This window comes from Petrimonas sulfuriphila (genome assembly GCA_038561985.1).
In the GTDB taxonomy this organism is placed as follows: domain Bacteria; phylum Bacteroidota; class Bacteroidia; order Bacteroidales; family Dysgonomonadaceae; genus Petrimonas; species Petrimonas sulfuriphila.
On the sequence record CP073276.1, the window covers coordinates 1,174,792 to 1,201,756 of the forward strand.

Consider the following 26,965-nt stretch of genomic DNA (forward strand, 5'->3'; position numbering starts at 1 on the left):
GTAATAATTAAAACCTGATATCTACACCGGCACTTATGGTCTTTACCTGAGGATAATATGCTCCACCTGAAGCGGGAGAAACTTCCGGATCCCATCCTTTCCAAAAATTAGTAAAAGTGAATAAATTTTCTCCGGAAATATAAAATCGTAAATGCTCCATTAATGCACGTCTGGAAATTGATGTAGGTACTTTATAACCTAATTGGATATTCTTTGCTCTTAAATAGGCTGCACTTTTCATATAGAAATCCGAATCAAGGTAATTGTTTGCAGAATCATAAAAATATAAACGCGGGAAAGCTGCGTGTACATTCTCATTCTCTTCAGTCCAACGATCTTTATGCATCGTAAAAGCTGTTCCACCCGACCAGAATGGATACATTGCTATCTGCGACAAATATCCGTCAATTTTACCTACTCCTTGAAGCAATATATTCAAATCAAATCCTTTATAACGTCCACTAAAATTGAATCCATAAGTGTAACGAGGAATTGTAGAACCTAAAACCTCCCTGTCATCAGCATTTACAATATCATCATCATTCAAATTAGCATATCTTAAATCACCTGGAGCTAAAGTACGTCCTTGGCGTTCCCATTTATACGAACCATCACCATTAAAATCGTCTTTAGATAAGATCCCCAAGCTTTTTCTCATATATAAAGAGTTGATAGCATATCTTTCTCGGTTGGTTACTAGGCCTGTTCCGTTAATACCTTTCAAATCAGTGATTTTGTTCTTAACGTCAGAAAAATTGAATGATATATCAAAATCGAAATCTCCAATTTTGTCCATATAAACAATATTCAAATCGTATCCTTTATTTTCAACAACTCCAGCATTTTGAAATGTAGGCTCCAATCCCATTGTACCCGGAATATCCAAACGCATTAAAATATCGTTTGTTTTTTTATAAAACCAATCGAAAGTAAAATTCAGCTTGTACCAAAAACTCAAATCCAACCCTATATTTGACATTGTGGTTGTTTCCCATGTAATATTGGGATTATTCATAGTTAAAATAGCTGCCCCATCTATCAGGTTATCACCTGAAATATATTTTGCACTCATATCAATATTAGAAGAAAAGGGATAATCATTTCCTATATTTTGATTTCCCAAAGTACCCCATGAGCCTCTTATTTTAACATTGGATACATTTTCCTTAAAATTATCCCAGAATGATTCTTCCGATAACCTCCAACCAGCTGAGAAAGATGGGAAAGCCCCCCATTTTTTACCTTTTGCAAATTTCGATGAGCCATCATATCGTATATTTGCTTCAAGCAAATATTTACTCATATAATCATAATTAACTCGTCCAAACCAGGAAAGAAGAACATTTTCCCCAGCCCATCCATCATTTCTCATATTCTCAACAGACCCGGATTGTAATACAGAATATTCGGGAAATGGAAAATCATCTCTAAAGGCGTTAAATCCTGAGTAAAAATTAGATTCATATTGAAATCCGCCCAAAGCAGAGATTGTATGATTACTTATTGACTTATGATAATTAGCCGTTGTTCTTGATTGAAGATATCTATTATAAGTTGACTCTTCTGTCAAATTAGATTTACTTGGAAGTTGGGAAAAAATACTTCCATTTGGATTATATGTTGTTACCTGTTTGACAAAACTTCTAGACAAAGGGTATGAAATTGAAGGTGAAAAAGCTGTTTGCATCCAGAAATCCTTATAAGGTTCCCACTTGAACGACATATTTCCTGTAATTGGAGTGGATTTGTCATTCGTAAAGCCTCCTTCATATATACTGGCTACAGGATTCTCACCATTTTGCCCTTCGGCATAATTTTCATTTGAATATTGCATAGCCTGAACAGCAGGCAGCTTATTCATTAAAAAGAAAATATATCCTATCCCAGATGAATTTCCTGAATTACTATTATACCTGGAAACAGAATTTCGATTAGAATTATAAAGAAATAAATCCAATGACGAGGAAAAATTCTTTGTAAAAACAAAATCAGTATTCAATCGAATGGAGATTCTTTCAAAATTAACTTTTTCAATTATTCCTTTCTGATTCAAATATCCTAAAGATGCTAACACTTTCAATTTCTCTGTTCCTCCTGTTAGTGTCAAGTTGTGGTTCTGCTGCAATCCACTTCCCCTTAAAATCTCTTTTTGCCAATCCGTATCCGGATAATTATCTCTGTCATTCGGACCTTTCTCTTTCCAATTTTTAATTTGCTCATCTGTATAGACTACACCCGCACCGGCATTAATCTTTGATTCATTTAGAAGAAGTATATGATCAATTGCATTTACCTTATCGGGAAGATTCGTTGGAGATTGTTGTGCAACATACCCGCTATATGCAATATTGAATTTACTTTCAGATGCACGTTTAGTGGTGATTAAAATAACACCATTAGCCGCTTTAGATCCATATATAGAAGAGGATGCAGCATCTTTTAAGACCGAAATTGATTCAATTGTCGAAACATCAATATTATTTATCCCCATTTCAAGCCCATCAACCAAAATTAAAGGGCTAGAATTATTTAACGTTCCGATCCCTCTGATATTTATATTTCCAGCATCCAATCCGGGTTGTCCAGATCGTTGAACAACGGTAACTCCCGGAGCAACACCTTGTAAGGCTAGAGAAGTTTGGCCAACCTGACGTTTAGTCAATGTTTCACTACTCACCGAAGCGACAGAGCCTGTAAGATTTACACGTTTTTGTGTACCATATCCTATCACAACAACTTCTTCCAGAGTTTTTAGATCTTCAATCAAAGTAATTGCAACAGAATTCTGGTTTCCAACCGTTATTTCTTGCGTAACGTAACCAAGATAGGAAACCTGTAAAACAGCATTATTTCCAACAGAGATAATAAAAAGTCCATCTATATCTGTTATAACCCCATTGGACGTCCCCTTTTCGATGATGTTTGCCCCAATAATTGGTTCCCCACGTTCATCTTTCACCTTACCAGTTATCTGTCGTTTAGCTTGTTGTTGAGATTGAGATGTTGATTTATTGTCGACATTCAAAATAATCGCCTTATTATTCACATGATAGGTTATACCGGTATTGTTTAGGACAAGATTCAGGACTTCGTAAATAGTCTTGTTTTCTACGTTTATTGAAACTTTCAGATGTTTATTAATCTGATCATTACTATAAAAAAAGTAGAAATCAGTTTGATTTTCTATTTTACTGAAAAGTTTGTCCAATTCAATCTCATTTTCATGGAGTGTCAGATGTGTTTTCTGAGCATATGAGTCGAGAGCATATATTTGAAAAACGCCAATGACAAACAATAAGAAAGTCACTTTCATAATAAACAATAAAAAATTAGGAATAGGTATTCCAAGTTTGTTATTTTTCATACATTTGTTTGTTTTTAATTTGTAGCCTTTAACCGGATCCTGCGAGATGTAAGGTTATTGGCGGGATTAATAAATTGAAAACTTAACGAGTCGGATGATACGCCCATATCTTCCGGCTCTTTTTAAATCATTACAAATAAGGCTAATTTTACTAATTTTTCATAGGCATTACTTTTTTGTTGAATTATACATAAGACACTATTTTTCATCGATATAGATATTTTTTCCAGAGATGCGGTATTCGATCGGATAACTTTTCCCGATTGAATTCAAAACATCCTCTATAATCTCTCCCGGTATGACCCTACCGGTAAATCTTTTATTTTTCAAAGATGGAGCGATATGGATATCCAGATCAAAATGCTTAGCCAATAAGGGTACGATTCTCCCCAAAGTTTCATCCGTAAACCTATAAGTTCCGTCTTTCCAGGCGATATAATAACCGGTATCGATATTTTCAATTTCCACATTGCCGTTCAAAGCGTTTATACGGGCTTGTTCCCCGGGAACAAGAGAGGTCGACAAGTATTGTCCTTCCCTATCTTTATAGTTTAGATTAATACCTCCTGAAATCAGGGTTATGCACGATTGTTCTTCCAGACCGGATTCTACAAAAAATTCCGTACCGGTAACTTCTATTTCCACATTTCCTATTTGTACAATAAATGGTTTCTCCGAATCTTTACGAATGTCAAAATAAGCTTTTCCCTCCAGAGATACCGACCGCTTCCTTTCTGTAAACCTTTCGGGATAGGTTATCCGGGTATTCTCATTCATCCACACTTCCGATTGATCGGGTAAAACAACGGATTGTACACCTGTCTTATTGTAAACCACATTTTGCACAAGGATGTATTGCTGTGGTTCTTTCAAGGAGTCGGACAGAGTCATCCAAACGGCTGAGGCAATCAGCACGCCCATAAATACAGCAGCGGAGTAACGAAACCAACCAATCTTTCGTTTTTTAAGCGGGGCAATAAGCGGCTGATATCTCCGTGAAAGTGCGTCAATTTCTCCGGCAAGTATCTGCCAACCACTGTAAACAGCTTCTTCGGATAAACTTTTACCTGAGTTCCATATCTCTTCGAGTTGGCAGTAATATGCTATATGTCCGTCCTCCTCCTTCAACCACTTATTGAGCATGACCATTTCTTCCGGAGTAGCAATTTTCTGGATGGATCGGACAATTATTTCTTCAGTTATCGGCAACATCTTTTTGGTAGTATGATTGTCTTCTATATAGATAAGACAAGATGCCGTGCATATTTACTTAAACGAAAAATAAAAAAAATAAATCTTTTTTACCATTGCCTGTAAATCGAACTCGTAATGTCTTTAATCCCAGATACAATTGGTGTTCCACAGTACGGATAGAAATATTCAAAACTTCTGCAATCTCTGCATTTTTCTTTTCTTCAAAATAGGCCATTTTAAAAATGATCCGGCATTTTTCAGGTAATTTCTCAATCTCGTCATAGATATACTGCATATCTTCCTTATCTATGATCTGTTTTTCAAAAGAGTCGTAATAACCAAGGCCTAAAATGCGATTATCTAATTCGATTGACTCTATATAGTTTTCTTTAACCTGTTCCCTTATGAGGATATTCAGGCATTTGTTCCTGACGGCCATAAATAAATAAGCAGGAGAAGGTAATTTATCATTCATTTTAAAATGATCCCATATATCGAGGAAAACATCCTGTATGATATCTTCGGTCATTTCCAAAGAAACAAAACGCCGCGCAAACAATATCAGTGGTGACACGTTTGCCACGTAATAAGATTTGAAAGATGCGAGACTATTTTCTTTGTTCTTGTTTTTCATCTATGGACTTATTTTCAGTTGTATAAATTTAACTGAGCCAGTTTTTTTCAATGAATGCATATTCTTTCTCAGGAAAAATCTCTGTGACAAAGGAAGTAAAATTTATTCCGACGAACGCAAAGTTATATTAATTAAACCACTATACAAATTTAGTAATTAGTCACAAAAAATTTGATGTTGTTTTTATATATTTGAAAATATGAAAAAAGGAGATGCTAATGCAAATCATCAACTGAGGGGTTGTCTGTTGAAAAAAGGGATTTCATTGCAAAGGTGTGCGACGAGATTCTGGAGGGGAAGCAAGACGACTAGTTTCCGCTGATAATTTGGCAGTCAGGATCAGGAAAACTGAGTATCACAAAGACCAATGAATTGATATCCAATCTAGCACGGCTGCAGGCTGGAGAAGTGATTGAGGAGGGAGAGAAGAGGCTGCATCTAAATGATGATGTGAATAAATCACAATCGTCGAATGATACTTTTCCTACCGCCATGCATATTGCCTGTTATAAAAAAGTAGAGGAGCTCACTTTGCCGAGATTGAGGCAGCTGCATCGTATACCGTCTGTCATGGGCGTATTTATCCATGCCCTCAAGCTTTGTATCTAGTTTCTGTGCGTCAGGCCAGATGTTTGCCGCCGACTTCCTTCAGATTCCGTCTCACGGCGGACACCCTAGCCTTGGGCTATACACTTCCCGCTATCGGGTGTATTACGGACTTTCACCGATTAGAGAATGTTCTCGCTGGGCGAACATAAAAAACACTTACCAACATTCATTGATAAGTGTTTCGTTTCTAACGTGATCAGGCTGGGATTCGAACCCAGGACCCACAGCTTAGAAGGCGTATTTATTTACATTTCTTATGTTTTCCTTATTTTTCGGAATGTTTGCCATCTATCTAAATAACAGCATATTGTAGATAACTTTTCTTTCATTATATTTCTTTATTTCACAATTATTTATTATATTTGTGTGTGCAAAACGTGTGCATTAACATTAACAGCCCACAGGCAAAAATCATGTTGCTATGAAGTATTATTATTCGAACGGTGAAGGTTTAAATGTAAGGTTATTTAGAGATATTAGACGAAGGGATAAGTCAGGCGATTGCCCATTGAGATGGTGCATAACATTTAACAGAAAAAGAATTTACTACTCAACTGGCAAATCATTGAATGCAGATGACTGGGAATTGTTCGAGAAATCAGAACCGAAGGAGTTTAACAAAAAAAATGCAAACCATCTGAAACCATTGTTTGAAGATCTATCCAATTACTTTAATAATATTCTGGAGCCAAAAGTAAAAAGTCTTTCCGATAACTTTTCATTTGATGCACTTAATATTGAGTTGGGGAAGTCTGATATTAAAACTGTCAATGATGCTTTTAATTCAAAGATCGATGCACTTATTAAGAGTAACAGGATTGGAAACAGCACAATTTATAAAACTGTCAGGAACTCACTTGAAAATTACAAGGGAAAGAATATTTCTTTCAATTCAATCACAGTATCATTTTTAAATAATTATGAGGCACACCTGAAGGCTGAAGGAGTTAAGACTGCAACGATAAGTCTATACATGCGCACGCTTAGGGCTATTATAAACAACGATGGCAAGCCTTATTTAAAAGGCGATGCCTACCCTTTCGGACGTGGGAAGTACCTTATAAAGACCTCAAAAGGGGGTGAAAAGATAGCTTTAACTTTGAAACAGATTCATGCGATTGAAGCCTTCGAATGTGGCGATCTGTTAACTGAACTTTGCCGTGATATATGGCTTTTCTCTTTTTATGGTTCAGGGATAAACTTCACTGATATATTCCGTTTGAAATACACTGATATTGTACTGGGCGAACTTAATTTTGTCAGGTATAAAACACGTAATACCCGTAATGATGAAACCTATCTAAACGTCCCGATACTGGAACCAATGAAAAAGATAATCAAAAAGCACGGTAACACTTCGAAGGGCGGTTATATCTTTCCTTTGCTGAATGATTGCAAGAATGAAACTGATCGCAGAAAAAAGATATTCAATATCACACACGAAAGCAATAAGCGTATTAAAGCTATTTGCAGGGAATTAAAGCATGATGACGGAACTCTTATGATACCCGACTATGATTCAGTAAACAACTACACGGCCCGCCATTCTTACGCAACGATATTAAATAAACTTCGTGTTCCTGAAAGCTTTATATCGCAACAACTGGGACACAGCACGCAGACAGTTACGCAGGGTTATTTTGGTGCATACGACAGGGACGCACGATTTGAATATAACTCTTTGTTGCTGAAGCTTGACGGTGATTCAAAAGTAAAATATATGAACGTGATTTAAAATATACAGCTATGAGCAGGGTAAACTATTTTGATATAATAATCAATTTTCCAAACAGCTATGAAGTTGACTATTTGGAGTCTGAAATGAAACTTGCAGGACGTGATCACTTTTGTAAACCACAAACATTTATCAGAGAATTAACGCAGGCGTTAGATGAGTTAAAAAGTGATTTGATTCGTGATGCTACAAAGAAAAAATCAGAGTTAGAACATGAAATAAAAACAGCTTATAATTATAGTAATGAATTTATGTACTATCATTCAGGATATGATAAAGATGTAGCTTTTCAATACGAAACAGGCGTTCATATAAGAAAAGCAATAACCTATGATGAGTATCATAAAAGAGAAACAGAAAGAAGGATTCAGGGTTATAAATCACAACTTGAAACAGTGGTAAATGATATTGATAATTATATCAAAGTATTTGATTACTGGCAAAGTAAAGTTAAAGAGTTAGAACAAATTATTCAGGCTGATGATGACGATATACAGCAGGCTGATGATCCACAGCAAAATGGCAAACTGTATGAAATTGATAACACCTTATTTAAGATGATTTATAAACATTGTCAGGATCGGGATATGTTTAATATTGATGAAGCTGAATTTTTACAGCGTATTGCAAGGGCTGATTTATCGGGTGAAATTTACAACAAAGGTAATAAGACTAAAATAAATATTATTATAAAGATGATCGGAAGGGAAAAGGCTATTTGTGAAAGTTGGTACACTGAAACAGTGGATAATTTAGGAATAACTAAAAATGAATTAACCAAAGTACAAGACCCTAAACTTGAAGACGAAATAAAAGCTATTATAGATGAGTGGAGAAAAACCCTAAAGGCGTTTAACGATGGGGTAAAAAGCAAGATAAAATCATTAAATCTAACGTAGCCATTTTCAGGCAATAAAAGCCCTATTCAGATATTACGTTAAAAGACTGTTACTCACCGTGATAGTCTTTTTTCTTTTTATGGAAAAGCCATACAAAAGCCTAAAATAAAAGGGCTTGACTGGGGGTAACTTTGTATCAAACAATAACTTAAAATGTTTTTAATATGGAAAGTTTGATAATAGTTAGAAAAGAAGATTTAAGGGAATTACTCAAAGAGATGATCCCGATAACAAATGTAGCTGATCCAATTGATGAGCAAAAAGATTATTTCTCTTTAGATGAGGGTTTATCTTATATCAATGAAAGGGGTTTAACTATTTCGAAAAGCACTCTTTATAAGAAGACAGCTGACAGAGAGATTCCATTCCAAAGATGGGGCGGTAAAAAGATTGTGTTTTTACGTGATGAACTGGATCAATGGATAAGCAAACAGTTATCAGGAAAAGAGGACAAAGTAAGCGAGATCACTAAAAGCGTGGCTGATTCGGCACGCAGAAAGGAAAGGGGGTAATTATATGGCAGAACAAAAAAAAGGAGGCGAAGCGCAAAGCTTACAAACCCCCTCTATATCATACGATAACAGCAACAGTAAAGGTAATGGAAAATTATCTAATAATCAAATAGTTAGAAATAAATTTTCATATTTCAATACACAATCAGATGATTACCTTGATAATCTGACACCCGAAAAGAATGTTACATTACTTGATGTGTTTGAATATGTAAGAACCGACAATGGGCGAGATAATACAAGTCATGACATGGTGAAGATTCAGGGCACTTTCAGGAAAGCACATGATAGCACCATTATTTCAACATCAGGATTAATGCAATTTGAAATAAAATGTTCATCTGAATTTGTGGATAAATTAAAATCTGATCTTATCAATGTGAAAGATATTGATGTTTTGATGGTTTTTAAAAATCGTGCTAATGATGGGCTTAATGTTATTGTTCCTTCAAGTGAAGCGGTGGAAATTGGAAATTATGATGTTGGAAAGTACAGAGATTCTAACAATAATATTTTCAATATGTATGATGAGTACTTTTTTCGCAACATAGGGCGTAGAATTAAAAAAACAGATAGATGCTATTTGTCGCACGATCCTAATATCTATATAAGTGATAAGGTGCAAGCTGGAGCATGGAAATATAAACAGCTATCTGAATACTGGAAGGAAACGAAGGATATTGCACATAGTATTGTCAGGGTAGATGCTGAACCTTTATTTTATTCAATCGACTATAAGGGAAAACCCATGTTAGAGCCTTTGCCATTTATTGAGTTTATGATTAATAAGGGTTTTATTAGAGAAAGGGAGAGCGATAATTTTATTAAGATAGAGAATAAAATTCTCAAATATTTTCCAAAAGAAGAAATACCCAACTTTCTGAAAAAATTTGTTCCTGATGACAGTTTACAAAATGAAGTATTAAAATGTATTTCTCATAAATGGAAAATACAGATAATGGACTTCATGCAGTTGATGGACGGGCAAGAAATAAAATATCATAGAGATACAGCCGATGCGAAATATATTCCTTTCGAAAACGGAGTTCTAAAAATCACAAAAGATTCCTTTACAATGCTTGATTATTCAGATGATGAAATAGGCTTTTTTCCTGAAGGAATTGAGAGCATGAACCACAAATTCATAATCTTACCGGAAGGCTCAATCAAATACGAGGGCAAACCTAAGCGATTTATTCGTTACGCAATGGTGGGCAACGATAAACCAATATCAGAGCTTACAGGCAAGGAAAAGAGCGATTTTAAAGCGGCTTGTTCGATGGTTGGATATTTAATAGATTCACATAAGAAAAGTTCAGAAGCTTACTGTATTATTTTATCAGATGAAGGGAGCAATGATGTTGCAAATGCTGGAGGGCGAGGGAAAACATTATTATTAGAGTTGATTTCAAAGGTACGTACTCGTTTGTATAAAGGGAAAAATGACTGGCGAAAAGATGATAAATTTGCTTTAGCTGGTTTACAGAAACATAACACCCTAATAGTACATGATGATGTACCCGCAGGCTATGACTGGATAGCAAACTACACGTTGATTACTGGCGATATGGTAGTTCGAGATTTGTACAAAAGCCCCTTTGTACTTAAGTTTAAGGAGTCACCGAAAATTGTTGTTACAACTAACAATGCGGTGAGATACAATGAAAATGCAGATTCCACAAACAGACGATACAGGGAATATAAGTTTTCTAAGTTCTGGAATATAAACAGAACACCATCAGAATACTTCGGCGGTGGCGATTTTTTTGATGACTGGAGCGAACAGGACTGGCAGGAAGCTTTTGATTTTCTTGTTGAGTGTGTGCAAATATACCTGAATGAGGGAGTTATTCCAATTAAATATGACAAGACGTTTGATAATTATGTAGCAACATTTAACGATGTCAGAGAGCAAGAATTTGAAAGGATTTTTAATGAATTGAGTTCTGAAACAGAATTTAATGTTACAAGGTTTAGAGAGATTCATATGCAAAAACATCATGGCAATGGTGCAGATTTTAATCTATCGACCGTCAAGGCGAGAGATTCGATCAATCATTATATCGATTATCATAAACTGGATTGGGAATATATCAGAAGCGAAAAAGTCTGGAGACGGGTTTGTATGTCAGGTTTAGATTCAGTTCCTGATAACTCACTTCCGTTTTAGTCAGGGTTGTTCGTTCTTGCGTCAGGGTTGTTGTTGTTGTTTTTTTAATTACAGGTTAGTCAAGTGTATTACGGGTAGGTTACGGGTTTAACTAATTGATTGTGACGAGGTTTCAAGTTAAACAGGTTTATTACACTTTAAATTATAAATTAAATATTGAGTCCGCTCCGAAAAGTCGGAGTGATAATTTAGTTTAAAATTTTTTGTACAATAAATTTTATAAATCAGGTAAATTTCACCTGAAAAGTTCTTTGAAATATTTGCGTATATAGCTATTATTCACTACCTTAGTAGGGCTTAAAACTGTATAATATGTTCAAAAAATCGGACGAAAACCCTCAATTGGGCATTTTTTCATCACCGACGGAGTACTTCAGAGACTCTAAGAAGAAAGAATACCTAAAAAATGACTCCTGGCATAACCGGTTCCGAAACCATGTTGTAATGCGTGTGGATGAGTCTATTTTCAGACCACTTTATTCTAATGGAACGGGGGCTCCTAATGCCTCTATCCGTATTTTGGTCGGTATGATGATCCTCAAGGAAGGCCAGGGATGGAGCGACGCACAATTGTTTGAGAACTGCGCATACAATTTACTTGTTCGCAGTGCTCTGGGTCTGATGTCGTTAGAGGACGCTGAGCCTGTTTCATCCACTTACTACCTTTTCCGTCGCAATCTGGTTGACTATGCAAGGGAACACGGCGAAGACCTGTTCAAAAAGTGCCAGGGGCAAATCACCCGTGACCAGCTATTGGAGTTTGAGGTGAGCGGCAAGCAGGTGCGCATGGACAGTAAACTGGTCGGCAGCAATATCGCCTGGTACTCCCGTTACGAGTTGATTCATGAAACCCTGCGTCTGTTTATCAATGAAAGGGAGGAACATATCTTCAATAAGAGCCTGTCCAAAGAGATGTTTTCCCTTATCGAAAGCATACAGGGTGAAACGGGCAACAAGGTGGTGTACCGCAGTACAAAGGCCGAGGTTGATGCCAGGTTCGTTGAACTGGGCAAACTGATGTACCGTTTTATAGGGCTCTTCAAGAAGCATGACTATGGTCATTACCAGACCCTTAAAGCGGTTTTCGAACAACAATACTCGGTTGGCAGGGACAAAACTGTCGTTCCTCTGGAAAAGGAGAAAGTCAGCGCCAAATCCATACAGTCACCCCATGACACCGACTGCCATTACCGTGACAAAGACGGCAACAAGGTCAAAGGGTATTCGGTGAACGTCACCGAGACATGCGACCAACCGGGAGATGACAAAGATACGGCATTGAACCTGATAACCGATACCGAGGTAACGGTGGCATCGGCTCCGGACAACGGCTTCCTTGAACAAGCCCTGGATCGGACACAGGAAATAATATCCGACAAAATAGAGAAAGTATATGCCGACGGGGCTTACCACAGTGCTGATAATCAGGAGTATTGCCAAAGCGATAAAAATGGCATCGAGCTGATACTCACAGGCATGCAAGGCCCCGCACCGAGATATGACATCCGTTTGGACGAACAGAATGAAATCAATTTAATAGTAACCGACAACAAAACAGGAACAACAATACAGGCACAACGGGTAAAACTCCGCAAAGACAAAACACAGAGGAAATGGAGGATCAAGACTGAAGAAGGAAAATACCGCTACTTCGATGAGGATAACCTCAGGACTGCCGCTCTGAGGAAGAAATTGGACGATATCCCGATAGATGAAAAAAATATCAGGAACAATGTCGAAGCAAGCATTTTCCAGTTAGGATACCATTACCCGAATGACAAGAGCCGTTACAGGTCACTTGCCAAGCACAAACTATGGGCATACTCCCGCTCGTTGTGGATAAACTTCGTCAGGATAGTGAATTATATGACGCGAATAAGTCAAAGAGCGCTTTTTTGGCAAAAACTGCCACAATATATAATTAATTTATGTTTCAATATGTATATTATTGTAAACATACTTTCAATTAATAAAAACAATCACATTTGTCCGGTTAAACTTCATTTTTCAGCAATTTGAAAAAATGGGGTTTTCAGAGCAGACTCAATATTTGATATAGAGATAGAGAAATAGAGAGATAGAGATAGAGATAGAGATAGAGAGAATACGGAACAACCTGATGCAACTCGCCAACTCGTCACCAGAGCGGGTTACAACCCGTAAGCAACTAACAACAACCTGATGCAACTCGTAATATTTTTGATAAAAACGGTATTTATTGAAGCAAAAAAATTAAATAAATTAAAAATTCAAGACTATGAGAGAAAAATTTACATTTCACAGATTAATTAATGAAGATGGCACTAATGCAAAGCTATCTGATATAATAGGTTGGTTTACACCTTTAGCAGTATTCAAGACTGATAAAGCGAGCAATTACTACATTATTCTATTTCATGATTTGAGCGAGCGTTCACCGATAAGGAGATTCGCGAAGGTAGGCGTAACAGCATTTAATAAAATGATTAAGGAGCGCAAGCGTGAGTATATTTGGTTAATGGCACGAGATAGAACAAAAGTAAGATATGCAGGCGGTAAAACATCTATTCCTGATTATCAAAAATCAATAACAGTTGAATTTCACCACCCAATAGGCACGTGTTATAGTAGCACTAAGTAACACAGATAATTAAGATACGAATATATTAAAATTTTTAAAATAAAACAGCAATGATGGAAACAATAGCAACAGCAGTTATTCACACAATCATTTATTTGACTTGTGGGAGCTTATTTGTTTGTAGTGTAGTCTCACTAATAAAAAAAGAGATAAGGGCACACAGGGCACGAAAAGCGTATAATAATATGATTGATTACTTCAATGAACAATTAAGAATTATGAATTATGAAACAAATAAATCAACTAAACAATGATTGAGCAATGAAAAAGATTAAAAATTTAACACCACTTGACAGGCGAAGCGATGAACAGTTAAGAGAGATTACTCGAGCTGGCGGAGTTGCGTCTGGTGTTGCAAGGCGTAGGAAACGAGACCTTAAAGCAACCTTAGACATGATAGATGAAATGGAATTACCCGATGACTTAACGCAGACACAGCAGATTGAAAAAGCGTTTAAGATTGAGAAGCCTACTTATCGAGATGCGGTATTTTGCGCTCTCTATAAAAAGATACTGGACGGAGATTTACGAGCGATTGAATTATATTTTCGTCTCAAAGGTGAAGCGACAGGGGGCGTTGAGGTGAATATGAACAATCAGAGTTTAACGGTAGTTTGGAATGAAAAACGATACAGCGATGGAATTGACAAAGAAACAGAGTGAAGCACTTGACTATTTAGAGGACAATAAGACAAATGAAGTATTGTTCGGCGGTGGTGCTGGTGGCGGAAAAAGCTTATTAGGTTGCTACTGGCTTTTAAAGTCAGCAGTAAAGTACGAAGGCACAAGGTGGCTAATGGGTAGGGCTACACTTAAAACATTGCGAGAAACCACGCTGAACACGTTCTTTGAGGTGTGTAAGATACAGGGACTGACAGCTGGCGAACACTACAAGTATAACCAACAGCTACAGCAGATAGAGTTAATAAATGGGAGCGTTATTTTATTAAAAGATTTGTTTCTTTATCCAAGCGATCCAAACTTTGACAGTTTAGGCAGTTTAGAGATAACAGGGGCTTTTGTTGATGAGTGTAATCAGATTACAGAAAAAGCATGGAACATTGTCAAGTCGCGAATAAGGTACAAGTTAGATGAGAATAATATAATACCTAAGATGCTGGGAACATGCAACCCTTCGAAGGGCTATTTGTATGAAAAATTTTTCAAGCCCTACAGGGAGAAAAAACTACCTGACAGTATGAAGTTTATTCAATCATTATTAACCGATAATAAATTTATATCACAGCATTACGAAAGCAACTTATTACAGCTTGACACTATTTCAAAGGAGAGGTTACTGTTTGGGAATTGGGAGTTTGACGATGACCCTTCGGCACTCATACCATACGATAAAATTACAGACATATTCTCGGCTACATACGTATCTGGCGGAGAGATGTACATAACGGCTGACGTGGCACGATTTGGGAGCGATAAGAGCGTTCTAATGGTGTGGAATGGCTACAAGGTCGTAGAGATTTTAACTCTCGAAAAACAGCCCTTAACTGTGGTTGCTGGCGAGATTAACCGATTAAGAACCTACTATAAAGTGTCGACATCTAACATTGTAGTTGATGAGGACGGAGTAGGTGGCGGAGTAGTTGACATTGTTGGTTGTGATGGCTTTGTAAATAATGGTACACCTATGGAAATAGACGGACACCCACAGAATTATAGCAACCTGAAAAGTCAATGTTACTTCATGCTGGCGGAGAAAATAAACAAAGGAGAGGTTTATGTTCAGACTGATAATATACATTTAAAGAACAATCTGATACAGGAACTGGAACAAGTCAAGCGTAAGGATATAGACAAGGACGGTAAGCTGGCTATCATTCCAAAGGAACATATCAAGCAGTTGATAGGTAGAAGCCCCGACTATTCCGATGCGATGATGATGCGACTATATTTTGAGTTAAAACCGAAATGGGTGTTTTCTATTGGATAGGGCAACAGCCTTCTAATTATTAGTGATTGAGCAGATAAAATACTAAAAGCCACTTCAATTATTGAGGTGGTTTTTTTGTTTAAGTAGGTAGTTTTTTTGTTGTTTGTGTGTGAAAAACGTGTGCAATAAAAAAAAGCACCTACAAACATTTGTTGTAAGTGCCTTATTCAGAGAGTGATCAGGCTGGGATTCGAACCCAGGACCCACAGCTTAGAAGGCTGTTGCTCTATCCAGCTGAGCTACCCGACCCTCCTTGTGCAAATTCAGGCTGCAAAAATACGGCAATTCTGAGAATAAAAAAAATTTATGAAACTGAATTTAAGGCAAATCGATAAAATTACAAAATTCCCTGCCCCATCATCGCCTTGGCTACTTTCATAAATCCGGCAATATTAGCCCCTTTCACGTAGTTTACATAACCATCCGGTTCGGTACCGTATTTTACACAGTTTTCGTGAATATTGCCCATAATCCATTTTAGCTTTTCGTCCACTTGCTCAGCGCTCCAGCTGTAACGTTCGGAATTTTGCGTCATTTCCAGGCCCGACACCGATACTCCACCGGCATTGGCTGCCTTCCCAGGAGCATAGAGGATCTTGTGTTTCTGGAAAATCTCGATTGCCTCCGGGGTGCTCGGCATATTGGCACCTTCCGATACGGCAAAGATTCCGTTATTCACGAGTGACTGGGCATCGTCTCCGTCGATTTCGTTCTGTGTGGCAGAAGGCAGTGCAATATCGGCTTTCTCACCCCACGGGCGGGCACCAGCAACGTACTTGCAACCGTATTCCTCTGCATACTCACGGATACGGCCGCGATAGAGGTTTTTCAAATCCATCACAAATTTCAGTTTTTCCGATGTAATTCCGTCAGGATCGTAAATGTATCCGTCGGAGTCGGAAAGGGTAACCGGAATTGCACCTAGCTCGATCAGCTTCTCGCACGTATATTGAGCCACGTTCCCCGAGCCAGATACCAGGCATCTTTTTCCTTTTATATCGATATTTTTGGTTTTCAGCATTTCCAGCAGGAAATAAACGTTTCCGTAACCAGTAGCTTCCGGACGAATAAGTGACCCGCCGAACTCACGCCCTTTTCCGGTAAACGTTCCCGTGAACTCACCGGCCAGCTTTTTGTATTTCCCAAACATATAGCCCACTTCGCGGCCGCCCACACCAATATCGCCGGCCGGGACATCGGTATCGGGCCCGATAACCCGCCATAATCCTTCGGTAAAAGCTTGGCAGAAGCGCATGACTTCACCTTCCGATTTACCGCGTGGAGAAAAGTCTGACCCGCCCTTGGCACCACCCATGGGAAGTGTGGTAAGCGCGTTTTTGAAGGTTTGTTCAAAAGCCAGGAATTTCAAGATGGAAGGAGACACGGATGCGTGAAAACGAATTCCTCCTTTGTAGGGGCCAATAGCGTTGTTGTGCTGTATACGGTATCCCATGTTCGTTTGTACGTTACCCTTGTCATCTACCCAGGTGACACGAAACGTATGAATCTTGTCGGGAATAATCAACCGTTCGACCAGGTTCGCCTTTTCGAATTCAGGATGTTGGTTGTACACCTCTTCGATCGACTCAATCACTTCTTCAACAGCCTGAAGATATTCAGGCTCATTTGGAAAACGTCTTTTTACCAGACTGATAATTTCTTCGTACTTCATAAAAAAAGGATTTAATTGTGATAACTTTGTAAACAATCACTTTGAAATACAAAAATAGTATCAAAAATTTAAATGAAAGAATATTTCATCATTTTTTTATGTTTTGACAGAAAAAAGTTTATTTTCGTAGATTTCTGTAAACAGGAACAAATACGATAATCCCCGACATGATCAGGGAAATAATCGTGATAGCGTTTATCTCTGCGTTCATAAGGATATACCCGGCTAAAATCACCCAAAGTATGGCGATGAAGCCGAATTGCGTTTGTGAAAATGTTCGTTTTGCCATAATGGGAACAATGTGGTTTACAAAGATAATAAAAAATGGTGCAGATTCACATCTTCACCATTTACAAAGACCCATAGAGAGTTAATGAAAAATTGATTTTTTGCTATTTTTGAACCAAATGAATATTGTTTCAACGTTGCAAATATCGGTATCTTTTGTTACGAACCCGCTACATTTCAGTTAAGTTTTGGTTAACTTTTCCTGACATAAAAAACAAAAAGTTTGCTATGAAGCAAACTTTTCAATGTTTTCTCAACTGATCTCCTATTCCTGTATCAGCCCAATGTTGATTTCTTTATCTTTCTGCAAATCTACTTGCATTTCAGAAGGTTGATACGAAATCAATTCCACACGTACGGTATGTTTACCCGGTTTAAGATCCGAAACCGAAAAGTTTCCGTCCAGGTCCGAATAATATTTGTTACCGTCAATGAAGATAGCTGCACCAGCCAACGATTCGTTACTTTTGTTGTCGACAACGGAACCCGATATATCCACCGTATTCACTTTCCGTACAGCTTCGGTAACAGCAGTACTTTTTACATTCTTGTCGTTTTTGTTGTCTTCAGCATACACTGAAACAGACAATAAAACCGTTGCGATTAATACCAAAATTGTTTTCATCCTATGTATCTAATTTTTGAAAATTTTCCGTTTTAAACCGATACAAAGGTGAGGCATAAATGTTACAGAACGGTTAAGTTTCGGTTAAGTTTTTGTTAATATTTTTTCTCATCCAATAGATTACCCTTGTCGTCCCACATACGCCACAAGCCGGTTTTATTGCCTTCGTAGTAATTCATTTCGTAACGCTGATTTCCCAATTCGTCCCAAATACGCCAGGTGCCGTGTTTTGCGCCATTCTTGTATTCAGCTTCCGAAATGAGCTGTCCCGAAATATCGTACGTACGCCACAGGCCGTGTAATTTACCTTCCTTGTAAGAACGCACTTCTTTGGGTTTACGGTTATCGAAATAAATCAGGTAAGCTCCTTCGGGTAAGCCGTTTTTAATCTGCATCTCAAGCTTGAGTGTGCCGTTATCGTAATATTCACGATAATCTCCGGTATAAAGTTCGTTTTGTTTCTTGTCTCTGTAATAGACTCCTTCATTCTGATAGATTTGAGGATTACCCTGCTGATCTTGAGCCTGAACACTTAACGTTAAAAGAAAAACACCCAGCAATAGTATTGTTTTATTTTTCATACGATTCTTGTTTTTAAGTTGTACCTCCATAGCAAAGATACAATTTCCTGGTGCATAAAAACAAAAAGGTACTCCGGTTTTTACACGAAATACCTCCTGTTTTTATAAACCGATTGTTCTGATTAAAATTTGTATCCGGTCCAAGCAAATACATCGGTTGGGCAGCCGGTATTTCCGGTTTTAATATCTATCGTTGCGGCATTTGCACCCGGTTTTATGTCTTTGCCGGTAATGGGAGAGGTTAAGCTATTTGTAAGATTTATCACTGTTCCCGCAGCGGCATCACCTTTACCGTCTGTACAGTCAACTAAATCCATAGCTGTGCCAACGCCTTTCACCAGAGCATTGGTAACGGTAGCCTTGGCTCCACGACGGATCTTGATGACATCCTGCATTTGCATTTTCACATCGCTGCTCGCATCCAGCTTAAGTTCGATAGTCATGTTTTTGACGGTGAAGTCGGACTGCCCTTTCTCATCGGGATTTAAACCGTCCAGGTTTCCATCAGCTTCAATTCCGCGAGGGTCTGATTCTGAGCTGGAGTAACCTTTTTGCCAGATTCCGTATGCGTTTTCCAGTGTTCCTGTGTACCCTTGAGTAAAGTCGAACATGTCATCGTCCGAGTCAACCACCAACAGGTTTTTCACGTTTACGCTACCGCCAAAAAATTCTATCCCATCGTCTGCCCCATAAGGGATGTAAATGTTTTCGATCTTGGTGCCATTTCCAACGCCGTTCAGCGTAAGTCCGTTGTGTTCAACGTTTGCACTCGAACGGGCGCCGGTATATTCTATCTTAACGTATGTCAATTCACCTGAGCTATCCGAAACGTTATCGCCTCCGTAACTATAGGCGCTGTTAATTTCGGTAGACCCTTTTGTCCCACCCGAAAGTGGTGCTTTACCGTTAATAATAAGCCCTCCCCAATGTCCTTGTTTAGCATTTTCAATATCGGCAGTCAGGGTAATGGGTTTTTCGGCAGTACCCCTCGCATTGATTTTTCCACCTTGCAATACGAGAATATAATTGCTGAATCCATTTTTAGCCTTGATCATTGTTCCTGCCGGAATGTTTAATACACCCCCGTCTTCAACAATAACAGGACCGGTAATGGTATAAGTAATTGCTGCATCCAGGGTTTGGGTAGTGGTTATAGAACCTTTCAGTTCCGACTCGGTTACCGGAGGTTCGGGTTTCGGATCATCGGAGCCACAAGAAGTCAGAACAGCAGGAGCTGAAATTGTGGCCATCATCATAATAATCAAAAGAAACTTTTTCATTTTAATACAGTTTAAAAATTTAGTTGATTAGTTGTTCGTATTCGTCAGTTATAAATCATAGCTTACTCCTAAGCTGAAGTTAATACCCTTTTTGTATTCATTCAGGACAATGTTTTCACCGCTTGAATTCATTCTTCTGGATAATTTATACGAAGGATCCAGCAGGTTTGATGTTTTAAATTTCGCGGTAAAGTTCTTGTTAAATTTGTAGGAAGACACGAAATCTATCGTGGGAACTCCTTCTTCTATGATATTGCCGTAGTTGCGTGTACCGATTGTATGTACCCTGTTACTGAAATAATTAAAAACGACCGAAGCAAGTAAATTTTTATCGCGATTTGAATAACTATAAGAAACATCGAAATTTCCTATAAACGGTGCAGCTCCTTCCAGCTGTGCTTTTCTTCTCGGTGTGTTAACGATATCAACTTCGAGATCCGTATAAATATACGAAGCATTCAATCCCAGGGATACCCGGTTTACTTTTGAAGTTGCAGTATTCACTCTGTTGATCAAGTTTTTTCTCAACTCCACCTCTATACCGGCGACAGTTGCAAACGCGCTGATGTTTGAATAGGAGAGTAATCCGGCTGAATTACCCTGATCCACTCGTCCGATAGGATTGACAATGTGTTTAAAAAATCCGGTAACGGTAAACAATTCCGAAGGGCTCAAATAATAATCCCATTTAAGATCAGCATTGTAATTATCAGACGGTTTCAGGTTAGGATTACCTTGACTGGCAAAGCCGATATTCACATATTGATAGGGTGAAATCTCTTTCGATTGCGGCAATGTGTATGTCTTACTCAAGCCCATCCGTATTGCGTTTTTATCGTTCAAATCATATTTCAGATTCAAACTGGGCAAAAAATAGGTTTTTTTGATAGATTCCCTTCCAGGCTCCACGTGCTGAACACGATGGTTAACGGTCATATCCACATTGTCTACACGTAAACCCACATTCGCGGTAAGAGGAGAAGTCAATTGATATGTAGCCTCCGCATATGCTGAATGGACATTTTTTTTAACGTTGTAGGTATTTAATTCACCAACGCTCATGGTATATTTTCCACTTTCGTAGTTGGCCTGGTTATATAAATCATCCAATTGCAGGTTATCTATGGGGAATGTTCCCGAAAGAGCGTCAAAATTGTACTCTACAGCCTCAAACTTGTCATCAACAAAGCGTCCATTGTAACCTATTTCCAGGGCAGAGTTCGTATTGTCAAATTCATCATTCAGTTTATACTGAAGATTCACTTTTGTATTTATATCATTTTCTTTCAGTTCAGAAAAGAAACGTTTTTGCCGGTTACTTCCCGTTAAAATATAGGTACCATCATCCTGTTTTGAAAGATAATTTTCGCGACGGTCAGGTTCCAGCCCTTTTATCCTGTTATACGATGCCCCGGCGTTTAGTTTCATTTTGTTCGATAATTTCCAGCTGGAAATAAGTTGATGCGTGAATAGTAAATTGTCGTTCGTTTGTTGTCTGATTGCCCTTCCCGTGTAATCGTTACTGTCTTGATGGCTTTCGGTATGTTTTCCGCTGTATTGCCCAACGTATTGATTATTGGCATGGACCATCATGAAATTATACGCCAGGTTGTGCGCTTTGTTAATCCCGAAATTGATATTTCCGAGAACAAGCTGGTTAATGTTTTGGGAATACTTGTCGCCTTGCTGGTCTTGATAAATGGTTCCGTCGGAAGTGGTGTTTCTGATCAATTCCCCGGTATAAGAATAATTTGTTCCGTGTGAGCCTACAATAAAAAATGAAAGTGGATTATTATCCGCTCCCACTTTAAATTGTTTTCCTCCGGAGATACCAAAAGTGTGGTTTACGGGTGTTTTTATGACCTTTGGATCGAGGCTGTTGGCGAAATCAACCTTGTTTTCGTTCGGTTTTTTATTGTTGGCAAATCCCAGGTAGTTTGAGCCGTCCTGACGCAGGAAATCAACTCCGATAGTCCCCCGGTTCAACCCTCCCGATATTTCGGCACCAAAAGCCCGGTCATTAATCAATTCTTTTGACGAAATGTCTATGATAGCACCCCCTGCATCTCCGGTAGAGCTACCCGAAAAAACTTTGTTTACCCCTACATTTTGAATGATATCGGTTCCGAAAAAGTCGAGTGCGATGTTTTTGTATTCGGGATCTTCCGAAGGGACAAGAAAACCGTTGAGGGTTGTCGCGTTGTATCGGTCGCCCAAGCCCCGCACAAAAACATTTTTCACGCCTTCCTGTTTGGATATTCCCGAAATTTTGGACACGGCTGCTTCCGCATTTCCAATCCCCTTGCGTGATAACTCTCTTGCCCCTACAGCTTGCGTGGCAAGTAATGCTTTTTTTTGCTCGAGAAGCAGAATATTCTCGCTTTCGCGGTTAGCGCGTGCGACCACTTCAACCGCTTCGAGGCTGATATCGTCGGAGTTCATTTCGAAATCCACCACCGTTTCGCGGTTTGTTTCTACTGCGATCCCCGTTTTAGTTACCGGTTGATATGCCACGTAAGATGCAACGAGCGTGTGCGTTCCCGCCGATACGTTATTGATAACGAAATTGCCGTCCAGATCGGCGGCAGCCCCGTTTGTGGTTCCTTCGACCAAAACCGAAGCTCCTATTAGTGGTTCTTTGGTCTTGGCATCAACAATTGTTCCTTTGATTGTTCCCGTCTGAGCATAAATAGCGGATGCTGAAACGAAAAATAAAAGTAAAACAGATAACCTAAACAATACCTTTGCTCTACTTATCATTAATTTTGAGTCTTTTTTCATTAACGAGTATCATAATTTATCGTCACAAAGGTCAAGTATAAATGTTACAAAGCAATTACATTCTGATTACATTATTGTTAAGTTTTCACCAATAAAAAAACCGATACTGGTGTACCGGTTTTTCCAACTTACTCATGTGCTGTTACTTCTATTGTACTATTTTCATTATAGGCTCTCCGGCCTGAACGATATCACCCGGTTTTACATATATCTTATACACTTTTCCCGAATATTCAGAAATTACGTCGTTCTCCATTTTCATAGCTTCCAGAACAAACAGGTTTTTTCCCCTTTGCACCTCATCGCCTTCTTTTACCAGAAACTTCATAACGCTGCCGGGCATAGGGCTTTCTGTAATGTATCCTTCGGGTTCCTTTACTTCCGCATCGGTAGGTACCGTTCCAGCACCGGTTACAGTTGTTTTTTGCGATTGATGCGATGCAAATTCCGTTTCACGGATTTTCCTCAGGTATTGGGTGGCCACGGCAGGGAAAAGTTCAAGTAACAACTCCTCTTTTTCGTCTTTAGCCAGCCGGACATTTTCGAACTCCGGCAAAACAGGATTCTCCTGACGTCTATACGTACTGGTATCGTACGGAGTTTCATCACGCGTTCCGGCAATTTTCAACCTGAATTCCGGATCTACCGGAACGGGAGTTTTTCCGTATTCCCCCTTTACTAGTGCAACAAATTGATTAGAAGCATTGGCATATTTATCCCGCCCATTCTTCAGATTCAGGGCCGAACTGACCGCCTGCACTCCTACGATCTGACTTGTAGGAGTAACCAAAGGTGGCAATCCAGCATCGAGCCGGACACTTGGAATAAGTTTCATTGCATCTTCCAAGATATCCAGCGAGTTAAATTGTTTCAATTGTGCCACCATATTGGTGTACATCCCTCCGGGAATCTCGGCGTTTTTCACCCTCTCGTCGGGTTTGGGGAAATTGAAATAAGCTTCAATTTGGTGGCAGGCCTCCAGTAAAGCCGTCTCGTTGTTGATTTGAACTGCGGCAATAGCTTCGTCAAACAACTTATCAATAGCAGCAGGCAGGGTATCCGTAAGCGGGTTAAACGGATTTGGGAACTGTTTTACCGTATCGAAAGCTTCCAATTCCCGGCGGATTCCGAACAATTCGGCATTTATTTTTGCCACAGCCTCCATGTTTACATCCAGTTCAATGCCCAGTTTTTGGCAGAAAATATAAACGAGTTCAATGGCTGGAGCAGCCGGCCCGCCGGAAAAATACCAGATATTGGTGTCTACGATATCTGCCCCATTTACGATTGCTGAGAGTACGGAACCCAATCCATACCCCGGGGTGCAATGTGTGTGAAAATCGATGGGAACATTAAGTTCTCTTTTGAATAATGAGATAAGGTTTGCCACACGCGTGGGCGGAATCAGTCCACTCATATCTTTAATGGTGATCATGTCAGCACCCAACGCTAGCATTTCCTTGGCTTTCTGAAGAAAATAGCGGTCTGTAAACACATTTTCTTTTTTTATCCGTATTTCTTCTTTCTTGTTGAACAGCCCCAGAAAGCCTTTCTTTTCAACAATTTTAACCTCATCGTCGTATTTGGGATCTATCGTGTAGCAAACCGCGCAATCTGCCAAACCACCGTATTTCTTAATGTATTTTATACTCGATTTTATATTGTCAACATCGTTTAGCGCATCGAAAATACGCATAATGTTGAGTCCGCTAGAGACGGCATTTTTGAAAAATCCATCAATAATTTCATCCGGATAGGGAGCGTATCCATAGAGGTTTCGTCCACGAGAAAGCGCAGTGAGTTTTGAGGCTCCCTGCACACCGTCGCTGACTTTTTTTAACCTGTCCCATGGGTTTTCGCCTAAATAGCGCATAACGGAGTCTGGAACAGCACCTCCCCAAACTTCCATTGCATAGAAATTGGCATCTCTGTAATAAGGCAACACTCTGTCAACTTGTGATTGGTTCATTCGGGTAGCAAAAGCCGATTGCTGACCGTCCCTCAAAGTGAGATCTCTGATTAAAAGTTTACGTTTCATCTGTTTAAAAATTTAATTTCTACTTTTTATGGTGGTTTTTGACATTAGTTTCGTTGTTTTTCACTATTTATACTTACAGTTTTTAAACATTATAAATATCTCAAATACAGAAATTTAGTTTTATCTTTCGCCATACAAAGTAACAAATTAATTTCGAATTATAAGCAATTAATTAAAGATTTTTTTCTTTAATTCATGCTAAAAACAACAAAAGCAGCATTTCGTGTTTAAAATGCTGCTTCCGGGTGTGTAAACGAAAGGAAATTACACCTTAGAAACGTTTTTTCCCTTTCTTGGAGACGTTGAAATCCTGTTTTGGTTTGTCACCTTTGTATTTCTTGTTCTCCGGCATATTGTTGTCTGCTAATTCAACCACCAGTTTTCTGTCTTCCACGAAAACTCCTTTAAAGGATTTGAGAATTTGCTTGACATTTTCTTCGGGGACTTCAAAAAACGAAAAGTTCTTCATCAGATCGATACGCCCTACCCTGATCTTCCCGGGCACATAATCGTTGATAAAACCCATCAGGTTAGCCGGGTTGGCGCCGTCCATTTTTCCGATATTGATAAAAAAGCGGGCATATCCATTTTCAGCCTTTTTCGGTCCCCCTTCGTTTCTGTCAAATTTTTTTCCTTTTCCACGTTCCTCTCTTTTCGAGTTGTGTTCTTTGGGTTCTTCAATTTCATTGGCGGCTTGGTAATAGTCAATCAGCCGGTTAAATTCCAAGGAGACCATACGTTTAATGACATCCTCCTTTTCCAGCCAATCAAGTTTCTTGAAGATGGAAGGCAGTAAACGGGCAATTTCTTCTTCATTTACCTTAACCTTTTCAATTTTATCTACAAAGTTGAACAGTTGCTTTTCGCAAATAATATCTCCTTTGGGTACCTGACGATATTCAAATTTTTTATTGATGAGTTTTTCTATCTGAGCAACTTTTCCTTTTTCTTTGGTATGGATAATGGATATGGATGTTCCGGTTTTTCCCACCCTGCCTGTACGTCCGCTACGGTGCGTGTATACTTCGTAATCATCGGGAAGCCCAAAGTTAATCACATGAGTGATATCGTCCACGTCCAGTCCTCGGGCAGCAACGTCGGTAGCAATAAGCAACTGCAGGTTCCGTAAGCGGAACTTGTTCATGACATAGTCACGTTGTGCCTGCGACAGGTCACCGTGCAACGAATCGGCATCGTAGCCATCCTGAATAAGCTTATCTGCTATTTCCTGCGTTTCTTTTCTTGTCCTGCAAAAGACAATGCCGTATATGTTGGGGTAGTAATCCACGATCCGTTTTAACGCAAGGTATTTGTCTTTTGCGTGAACCATGAAATAGGTGTGTTTCACGTTCAGCGCACCTTCGTTTTTCCGTCCAATGGTTATCTCCATGGGGTTGGACATATATTTCCGGGTAATTTTGGCTATCTCCTGGGGCATGGTGGCTGAAAAAAGCAGCATGCTGCGGTTGTCGGGAACGTGAGACAAAATTTCATCTATACTTTCCGTAAATCCCATGTGTAACATTTCATCAGCTTCATCCAACACAACGGTATGGACATTTGCCAACGAAACGGTTTTGCGGTTTATCAAATCAATCAACCTACCCGGTGTGGCAACGATAACATGAACGCCTCGTTTTAACGTTTTAATCTGGCTTTCTATGCTTGATCCGCCGTAGACAGGAAGGATTTTTATATCATCAATATATTTGGAAAAATCGGTTAAATCACCGGCTATCTGTAAACAAAGCTCCCGTGTAGGACAAAGGATCAGTGTCTGCGGTGCATGCAGTTCGATGGCTGTTTTTTGGATGATTGGCAAACCGAAAGCAGCAGTTTTTCCAGTTCCGGTTTGCGCCAGAGCAATTATGTCACGGGTATTTGCCAGCAGTTGCGGAATCACTTCCTCCTGTACCGGCATGGGTTGTTCAAAACCCATTTCCTGAATGGCACGCCAAATCGCGGGTGCAATCCCAAGTTCTTCAAAAGTTCTCATTTTTTTCTTTAATTCTATT

Annotated in this window: 19 protein-coding genes, 1 tRNA gene and 1 pseudogene; 9 read left to right on the plus strand and 12 right to left on the minus strand. The window is 38.9% G+C overall.

Going from position 1 to position 26,965, the window contains the following annotated elements:
* Positions 1 to 7: 7 nt before the first annotated feature.
* From KCV26_04730 to KCV26_04740, 3 genes are all read right to left on the minus strand, one after another.
* The gene (locus tag KCV26_04730; GenBank protein ID WZX37688.1) at positions 8 to 3,364 is read right to left on the minus strand and encodes a TonB-dependent receptor; all 3,357 of its coding nucleotides are present in this window, start codon (positions 3,362 to 3,364) and stop codon (positions 8 to 10) included.
* Positions 3,365 to 3,562: 198 nt separating this feature from the next.
* On the minus strand, positions 3,563 to 4,576 hold the full coding sequence (locus KCV26_04735; GenBank protein WZX37689.1) for a FecR domain-containing protein: 1,014 nt from the start codon (positions 4,574 to 4,576) through the stop codon (positions 3,563 to 3,565).
* Positions 4,577 to 4,634: 58 nt separating this feature from the next.
* Positions 4,635 to 5,192 carry an RNA polymerase sigma-70 factor gene (locus tag KCV26_04740; GenBank protein ID WZX37690.1) on the minus strand — a complete coding sequence of 186 codons (558 nt, stop codon included), beginning with the start codon at positions 5,190 to 5,192 and terminating at the stop codon, positions 4,635 to 4,637.
* Between the two features lie 199 nt (positions 5,193 to 5,391).
* Between KCV26_04740 and KCV26_04745 the strand changes: the two are divergent.
* From KCV26_04745 to KCV26_04785, 9 genes and pseudogenes are all read left to right on the plus strand, one after another.
* A pseudogene (locus KCV26_04745) lies at positions 5,392 to 5,801 on the plus strand (hypothetical protein).
* 421 nt (positions 5,802 to 6,222) lie between these two features.
* Entirely contained in the window at positions 6,223 to 7,536 is a 1,314-nt protein-coding gene (locus KCV26_04750; GenBank protein WZX37691.1) for a site-specific integrase, read from the plus strand.
* 11 nt (positions 7,537 to 7,547) lie between these two features.
* A complete protein-coding gene (locus tag KCV26_04755; GenBank protein WZX37692.1) occupies positions 7,548 to 8,435 on the plus strand; it encodes a hypothetical protein in 888 nt (295 codons plus the stop codon).
* Between the two features lie 164 nt (positions 8,436 to 8,599).
* On the plus strand, positions 8,600 to 8,947 hold the full coding sequence (locus KCV26_04760) for a helix-turn-helix domain-containing protein (GenBank protein WZX37693.1): 348 nt from the start codon (positions 8,600 to 8,602) through the stop codon (positions 8,945 to 8,947).
* A gap of 4 nt (positions 8,948 to 8,951) precedes the next feature.
* The gene (locus KCV26_04765; GenBank protein ID WZX37694.1) at positions 8,952 to 11,117 is read left to right on the plus strand and encodes a hypothetical protein; all 2,166 of its coding nucleotides are present in this window, start codon (positions 8,952 to 8,954) and stop codon (positions 11,115 to 11,117) included.
* A 312-nt stretch (positions 11,118 to 11,429) separates the two neighbouring features.
* Complete coding sequence (locus tag KCV26_04770) at positions 11,430 to 13,136, plus strand: transposase (protein WZX37695.1); 1,707 nt, start codon at positions 11,430 to 11,432, stop codon at positions 13,134 to 13,136.
* 238 nt (positions 13,137 to 13,374) lie between these two features.
* On the plus strand, positions 13,375 to 13,737 hold the full coding sequence (locus KCV26_04775; GenBank protein ID WZX37696.1) for a hypothetical protein: 363 nt from the start codon (positions 13,375 to 13,377) through the stop codon (positions 13,735 to 13,737).
* A gap of 261 nt (positions 13,738 to 13,998) precedes the next feature.
* Complete coding sequence (locus KCV26_04780) at positions 13,999 to 14,400, plus strand: hypothetical protein (protein WZX37697.1); 402 nt, start codon at positions 13,999 to 14,001, stop codon at positions 14,398 to 14,400.
* On the plus strand, positions 14,375 to 15,685 hold the full coding sequence (locus KCV26_04785; GenBank protein ID WZX38327.1) for a phage terminase large subunit: 1,311 nt from the start codon (positions 14,375 to 14,377) through the stop codon (positions 15,683 to 15,685). The genes KCV26_04780 and KCV26_04785 overlap by 26 nt, the downstream gene beginning before the upstream one ends.
* 175 nt (positions 15,686 to 15,860) lie before the next feature.
* On the opposite strand, the gene KCV26_04790 is transcribed toward KCV26_04785, so the two are convergent.
* The 9 genes from KCV26_04790 to KCV26_04830 all read right to left on the minus strand — a co-directional run bounded on the left by KCV26_04790 (position 15,861) and on the right by KCV26_04830 (position 26,946).
* Positions 15,861 to 15,934: transfer RNA gene (locus KCV26_04790), tRNA-Arg, on the minus strand.
* Between the two features lie 88 nt (positions 15,935 to 16,022).
* Positions 16,023 to 17,357 carry an NADP-specific glutamate dehydrogenase gene (locus KCV26_04795; protein ID WZX37698.1) on the minus strand — a complete coding sequence of 445 codons (1,335 nt, stop codon included), beginning with the start codon at positions 17,355 to 17,357 and terminating at the stop codon, positions 16,023 to 16,025.
* Positions 17,358 to 17,475: 118 nt separating this feature from the next.
* A complete protein-coding gene (locus tag KCV26_04800; protein WZX37699.1) occupies positions 17,476 to 17,646 on the minus strand; it encodes a hypothetical protein in 171 nt (56 codons plus the stop codon).
* Between the two features lie 264 nt (positions 17,647 to 17,910).
* A complete protein-coding gene (locus KCV26_04805; protein WZX37700.1) occupies positions 17,911 to 18,270 on the minus strand; it encodes a carboxypeptidase-like regulatory domain-containing protein in 360 nt (119 codons plus the stop codon).
* A gap of 95 nt (positions 18,271 to 18,365) precedes the next feature.
* Complete coding sequence (locus tag KCV26_04810; protein WZX37701.1) at positions 18,366 to 18,851, minus strand: toxin-antitoxin system YwqK family antitoxin; 486 nt, start codon at positions 18,849 to 18,851, stop codon at positions 18,366 to 18,368.
* 122 nt (positions 18,852 to 18,973) lie between these two features.
* Entirely contained in the window at positions 18,974 to 20,131 is a 1,158-nt protein-coding gene (locus KCV26_04815; protein WZX37702.1) for a hypothetical protein, read from the minus strand.
* Between the two features lie 48 nt (positions 20,132 to 20,179).
* Positions 20,180 to 22,891 (minus strand): TonB-dependent receptor, encoded by a 2,712-nt coding sequence (locus KCV26_04820; GenBank protein ID WZX37703.1) that lies wholly within the window; start codon positions 22,889 to 22,891, stop codon positions 20,180 to 20,182.
* A gap of 169 nt (positions 22,892 to 23,060) precedes the next feature.
* A complete protein-coding gene (locus KCV26_04825; GenBank protein ID WZX37704.1) occupies positions 23,061 to 24,950 on the minus strand; it encodes a carboxylase in 1,890 nt (629 codons plus the stop codon).
* A gap of 271 nt (positions 24,951 to 25,221) precedes the next feature.
* A complete protein-coding gene (locus tag KCV26_04830; protein ID WZX37705.1) occupies positions 25,222 to 26,946 on the minus strand; it encodes a DEAD/DEAH box helicase in 1,725 nt (574 codons plus the stop codon).
* Positions 26,947 to 26,965 lie beyond the last annotated feature (19 nt).

Bases quoted from the DNA above. Each gene is read 5' to 3' on its own strand.
- KCV26_04780 (WZX37697.1), top strand. From the start codon at position 13,999: ATGAAAAAGATTAAAAATTTAACACCACTTGACAGGCGAAGCGATGAA.
- KCV26_04830 (WZX37705.1), bottom strand. From the start codon at position 26,946: ATGAGAACTTTTGAAGAACTTGGGATTGCACCCGCGATTTGGCGTGCC.
- KCV26_04760 (WZX37693.1), top strand. From the start codon at position 8,600: ATGGAAAGTTTGATAATAGTTAGAAAAGAAGATTTAAGGGAATTACTC.
- KCV26_04775 (WZX37696.1), top strand. From the start codon at position 13,375: ATGAGAGAAAAATTTACATTTCACAGATTAATTAATGAAGATGGCACT.
- KCV26_04815 (WZX37702.1), bottom strand. From the start codon at position 20,131: ATGAAAAAGTTTCTTTTGATTATTATGATGATGGCCACAATTTCAGCT.
- KCV26_04795 (WZX37698.1), bottom strand. From the start codon at position 17,357: ATGAAGTACGAAGAAATTATCAGTCTGGTAAAAAGACGTTTTCCAAAT.
- KCV26_04750 (WZX37691.1), top strand. From the start codon at position 6,223: ATGAAGTATTATTATTCGAACGGTGAAGGTTTAAATGTAAGGTTATTT.
- KCV26_04820 (WZX37703.1), bottom strand. From the start codon at position 22,891: ATGATAAGTAGAGCAAAGGTATTGTTTAGGTTATCTGTTTTACTTTTA.
- KCV26_04800 (WZX37699.1), bottom strand. From the start codon at position 17,646: ATGGCAAAACGAACATTTTCACAAACGCAATTCGGCTTCATCGCCATA.
- KCV26_04805 (WZX37700.1), bottom strand. From the start codon at position 18,270: ATGAAAACAATTTTGGTATTAATCGCAACGGTTTTATTGTCTGTTTCA.
- KCV26_04740 (WZX37690.1), bottom strand. From the start codon at position 5,192: ATGAAAAACAAGAACAAAGAAAATAGTCTCGCATCTTTCAAATCTTAT.
- KCV26_04785 (WZX38327.1), top strand. From the start codon at position 14,375: ATGGAATTGACAAAGAAACAGAGTGAAGCACTTGACTATTTAGAGGAC.
- KCV26_04730 (WZX37688.1), bottom strand. From the start codon at position 3,364: ATGAAAAATAACAAACTTGGAATACCTATTCCTAATTTTTTATTGTTT.
- KCV26_04770 (WZX37695.1), top strand. From the start codon at position 11,430: ATGTTCAAAAAATCGGACGAAAACCCTCAATTGGGCATTTTTTCATCA.
- KCV26_04810 (WZX37701.1), bottom strand. From the start codon at position 18,851: ATGAAAAATAAAACAATACTATTGCTGGGTGTTTTTCTTTTAACGTTA.
- KCV26_04755 (WZX37692.1), top strand. From the start codon at position 7,548: ATGAGCAGGGTAAACTATTTTGATATAATAATCAATTTTCCAAACAGC.
- KCV26_04765 (WZX37694.1), top strand. From the start codon at position 8,952: ATGGCAGAACAAAAAAAAGGAGGCGAAGCGCAAAGCTTACAAACCCCC.
- KCV26_04735 (WZX37689.1), bottom strand. From the start codon at position 4,576: ATGTTGCCGATAACTGAAGAAATAATTGTCCGATCCATCCAGAAAATT.
- KCV26_04825 (WZX37704.1), bottom strand. From the start codon at position 24,950: ATGAAACGTAAACTTTTAATCAGAGATCTCACTTTGAGGGACGGTCAG.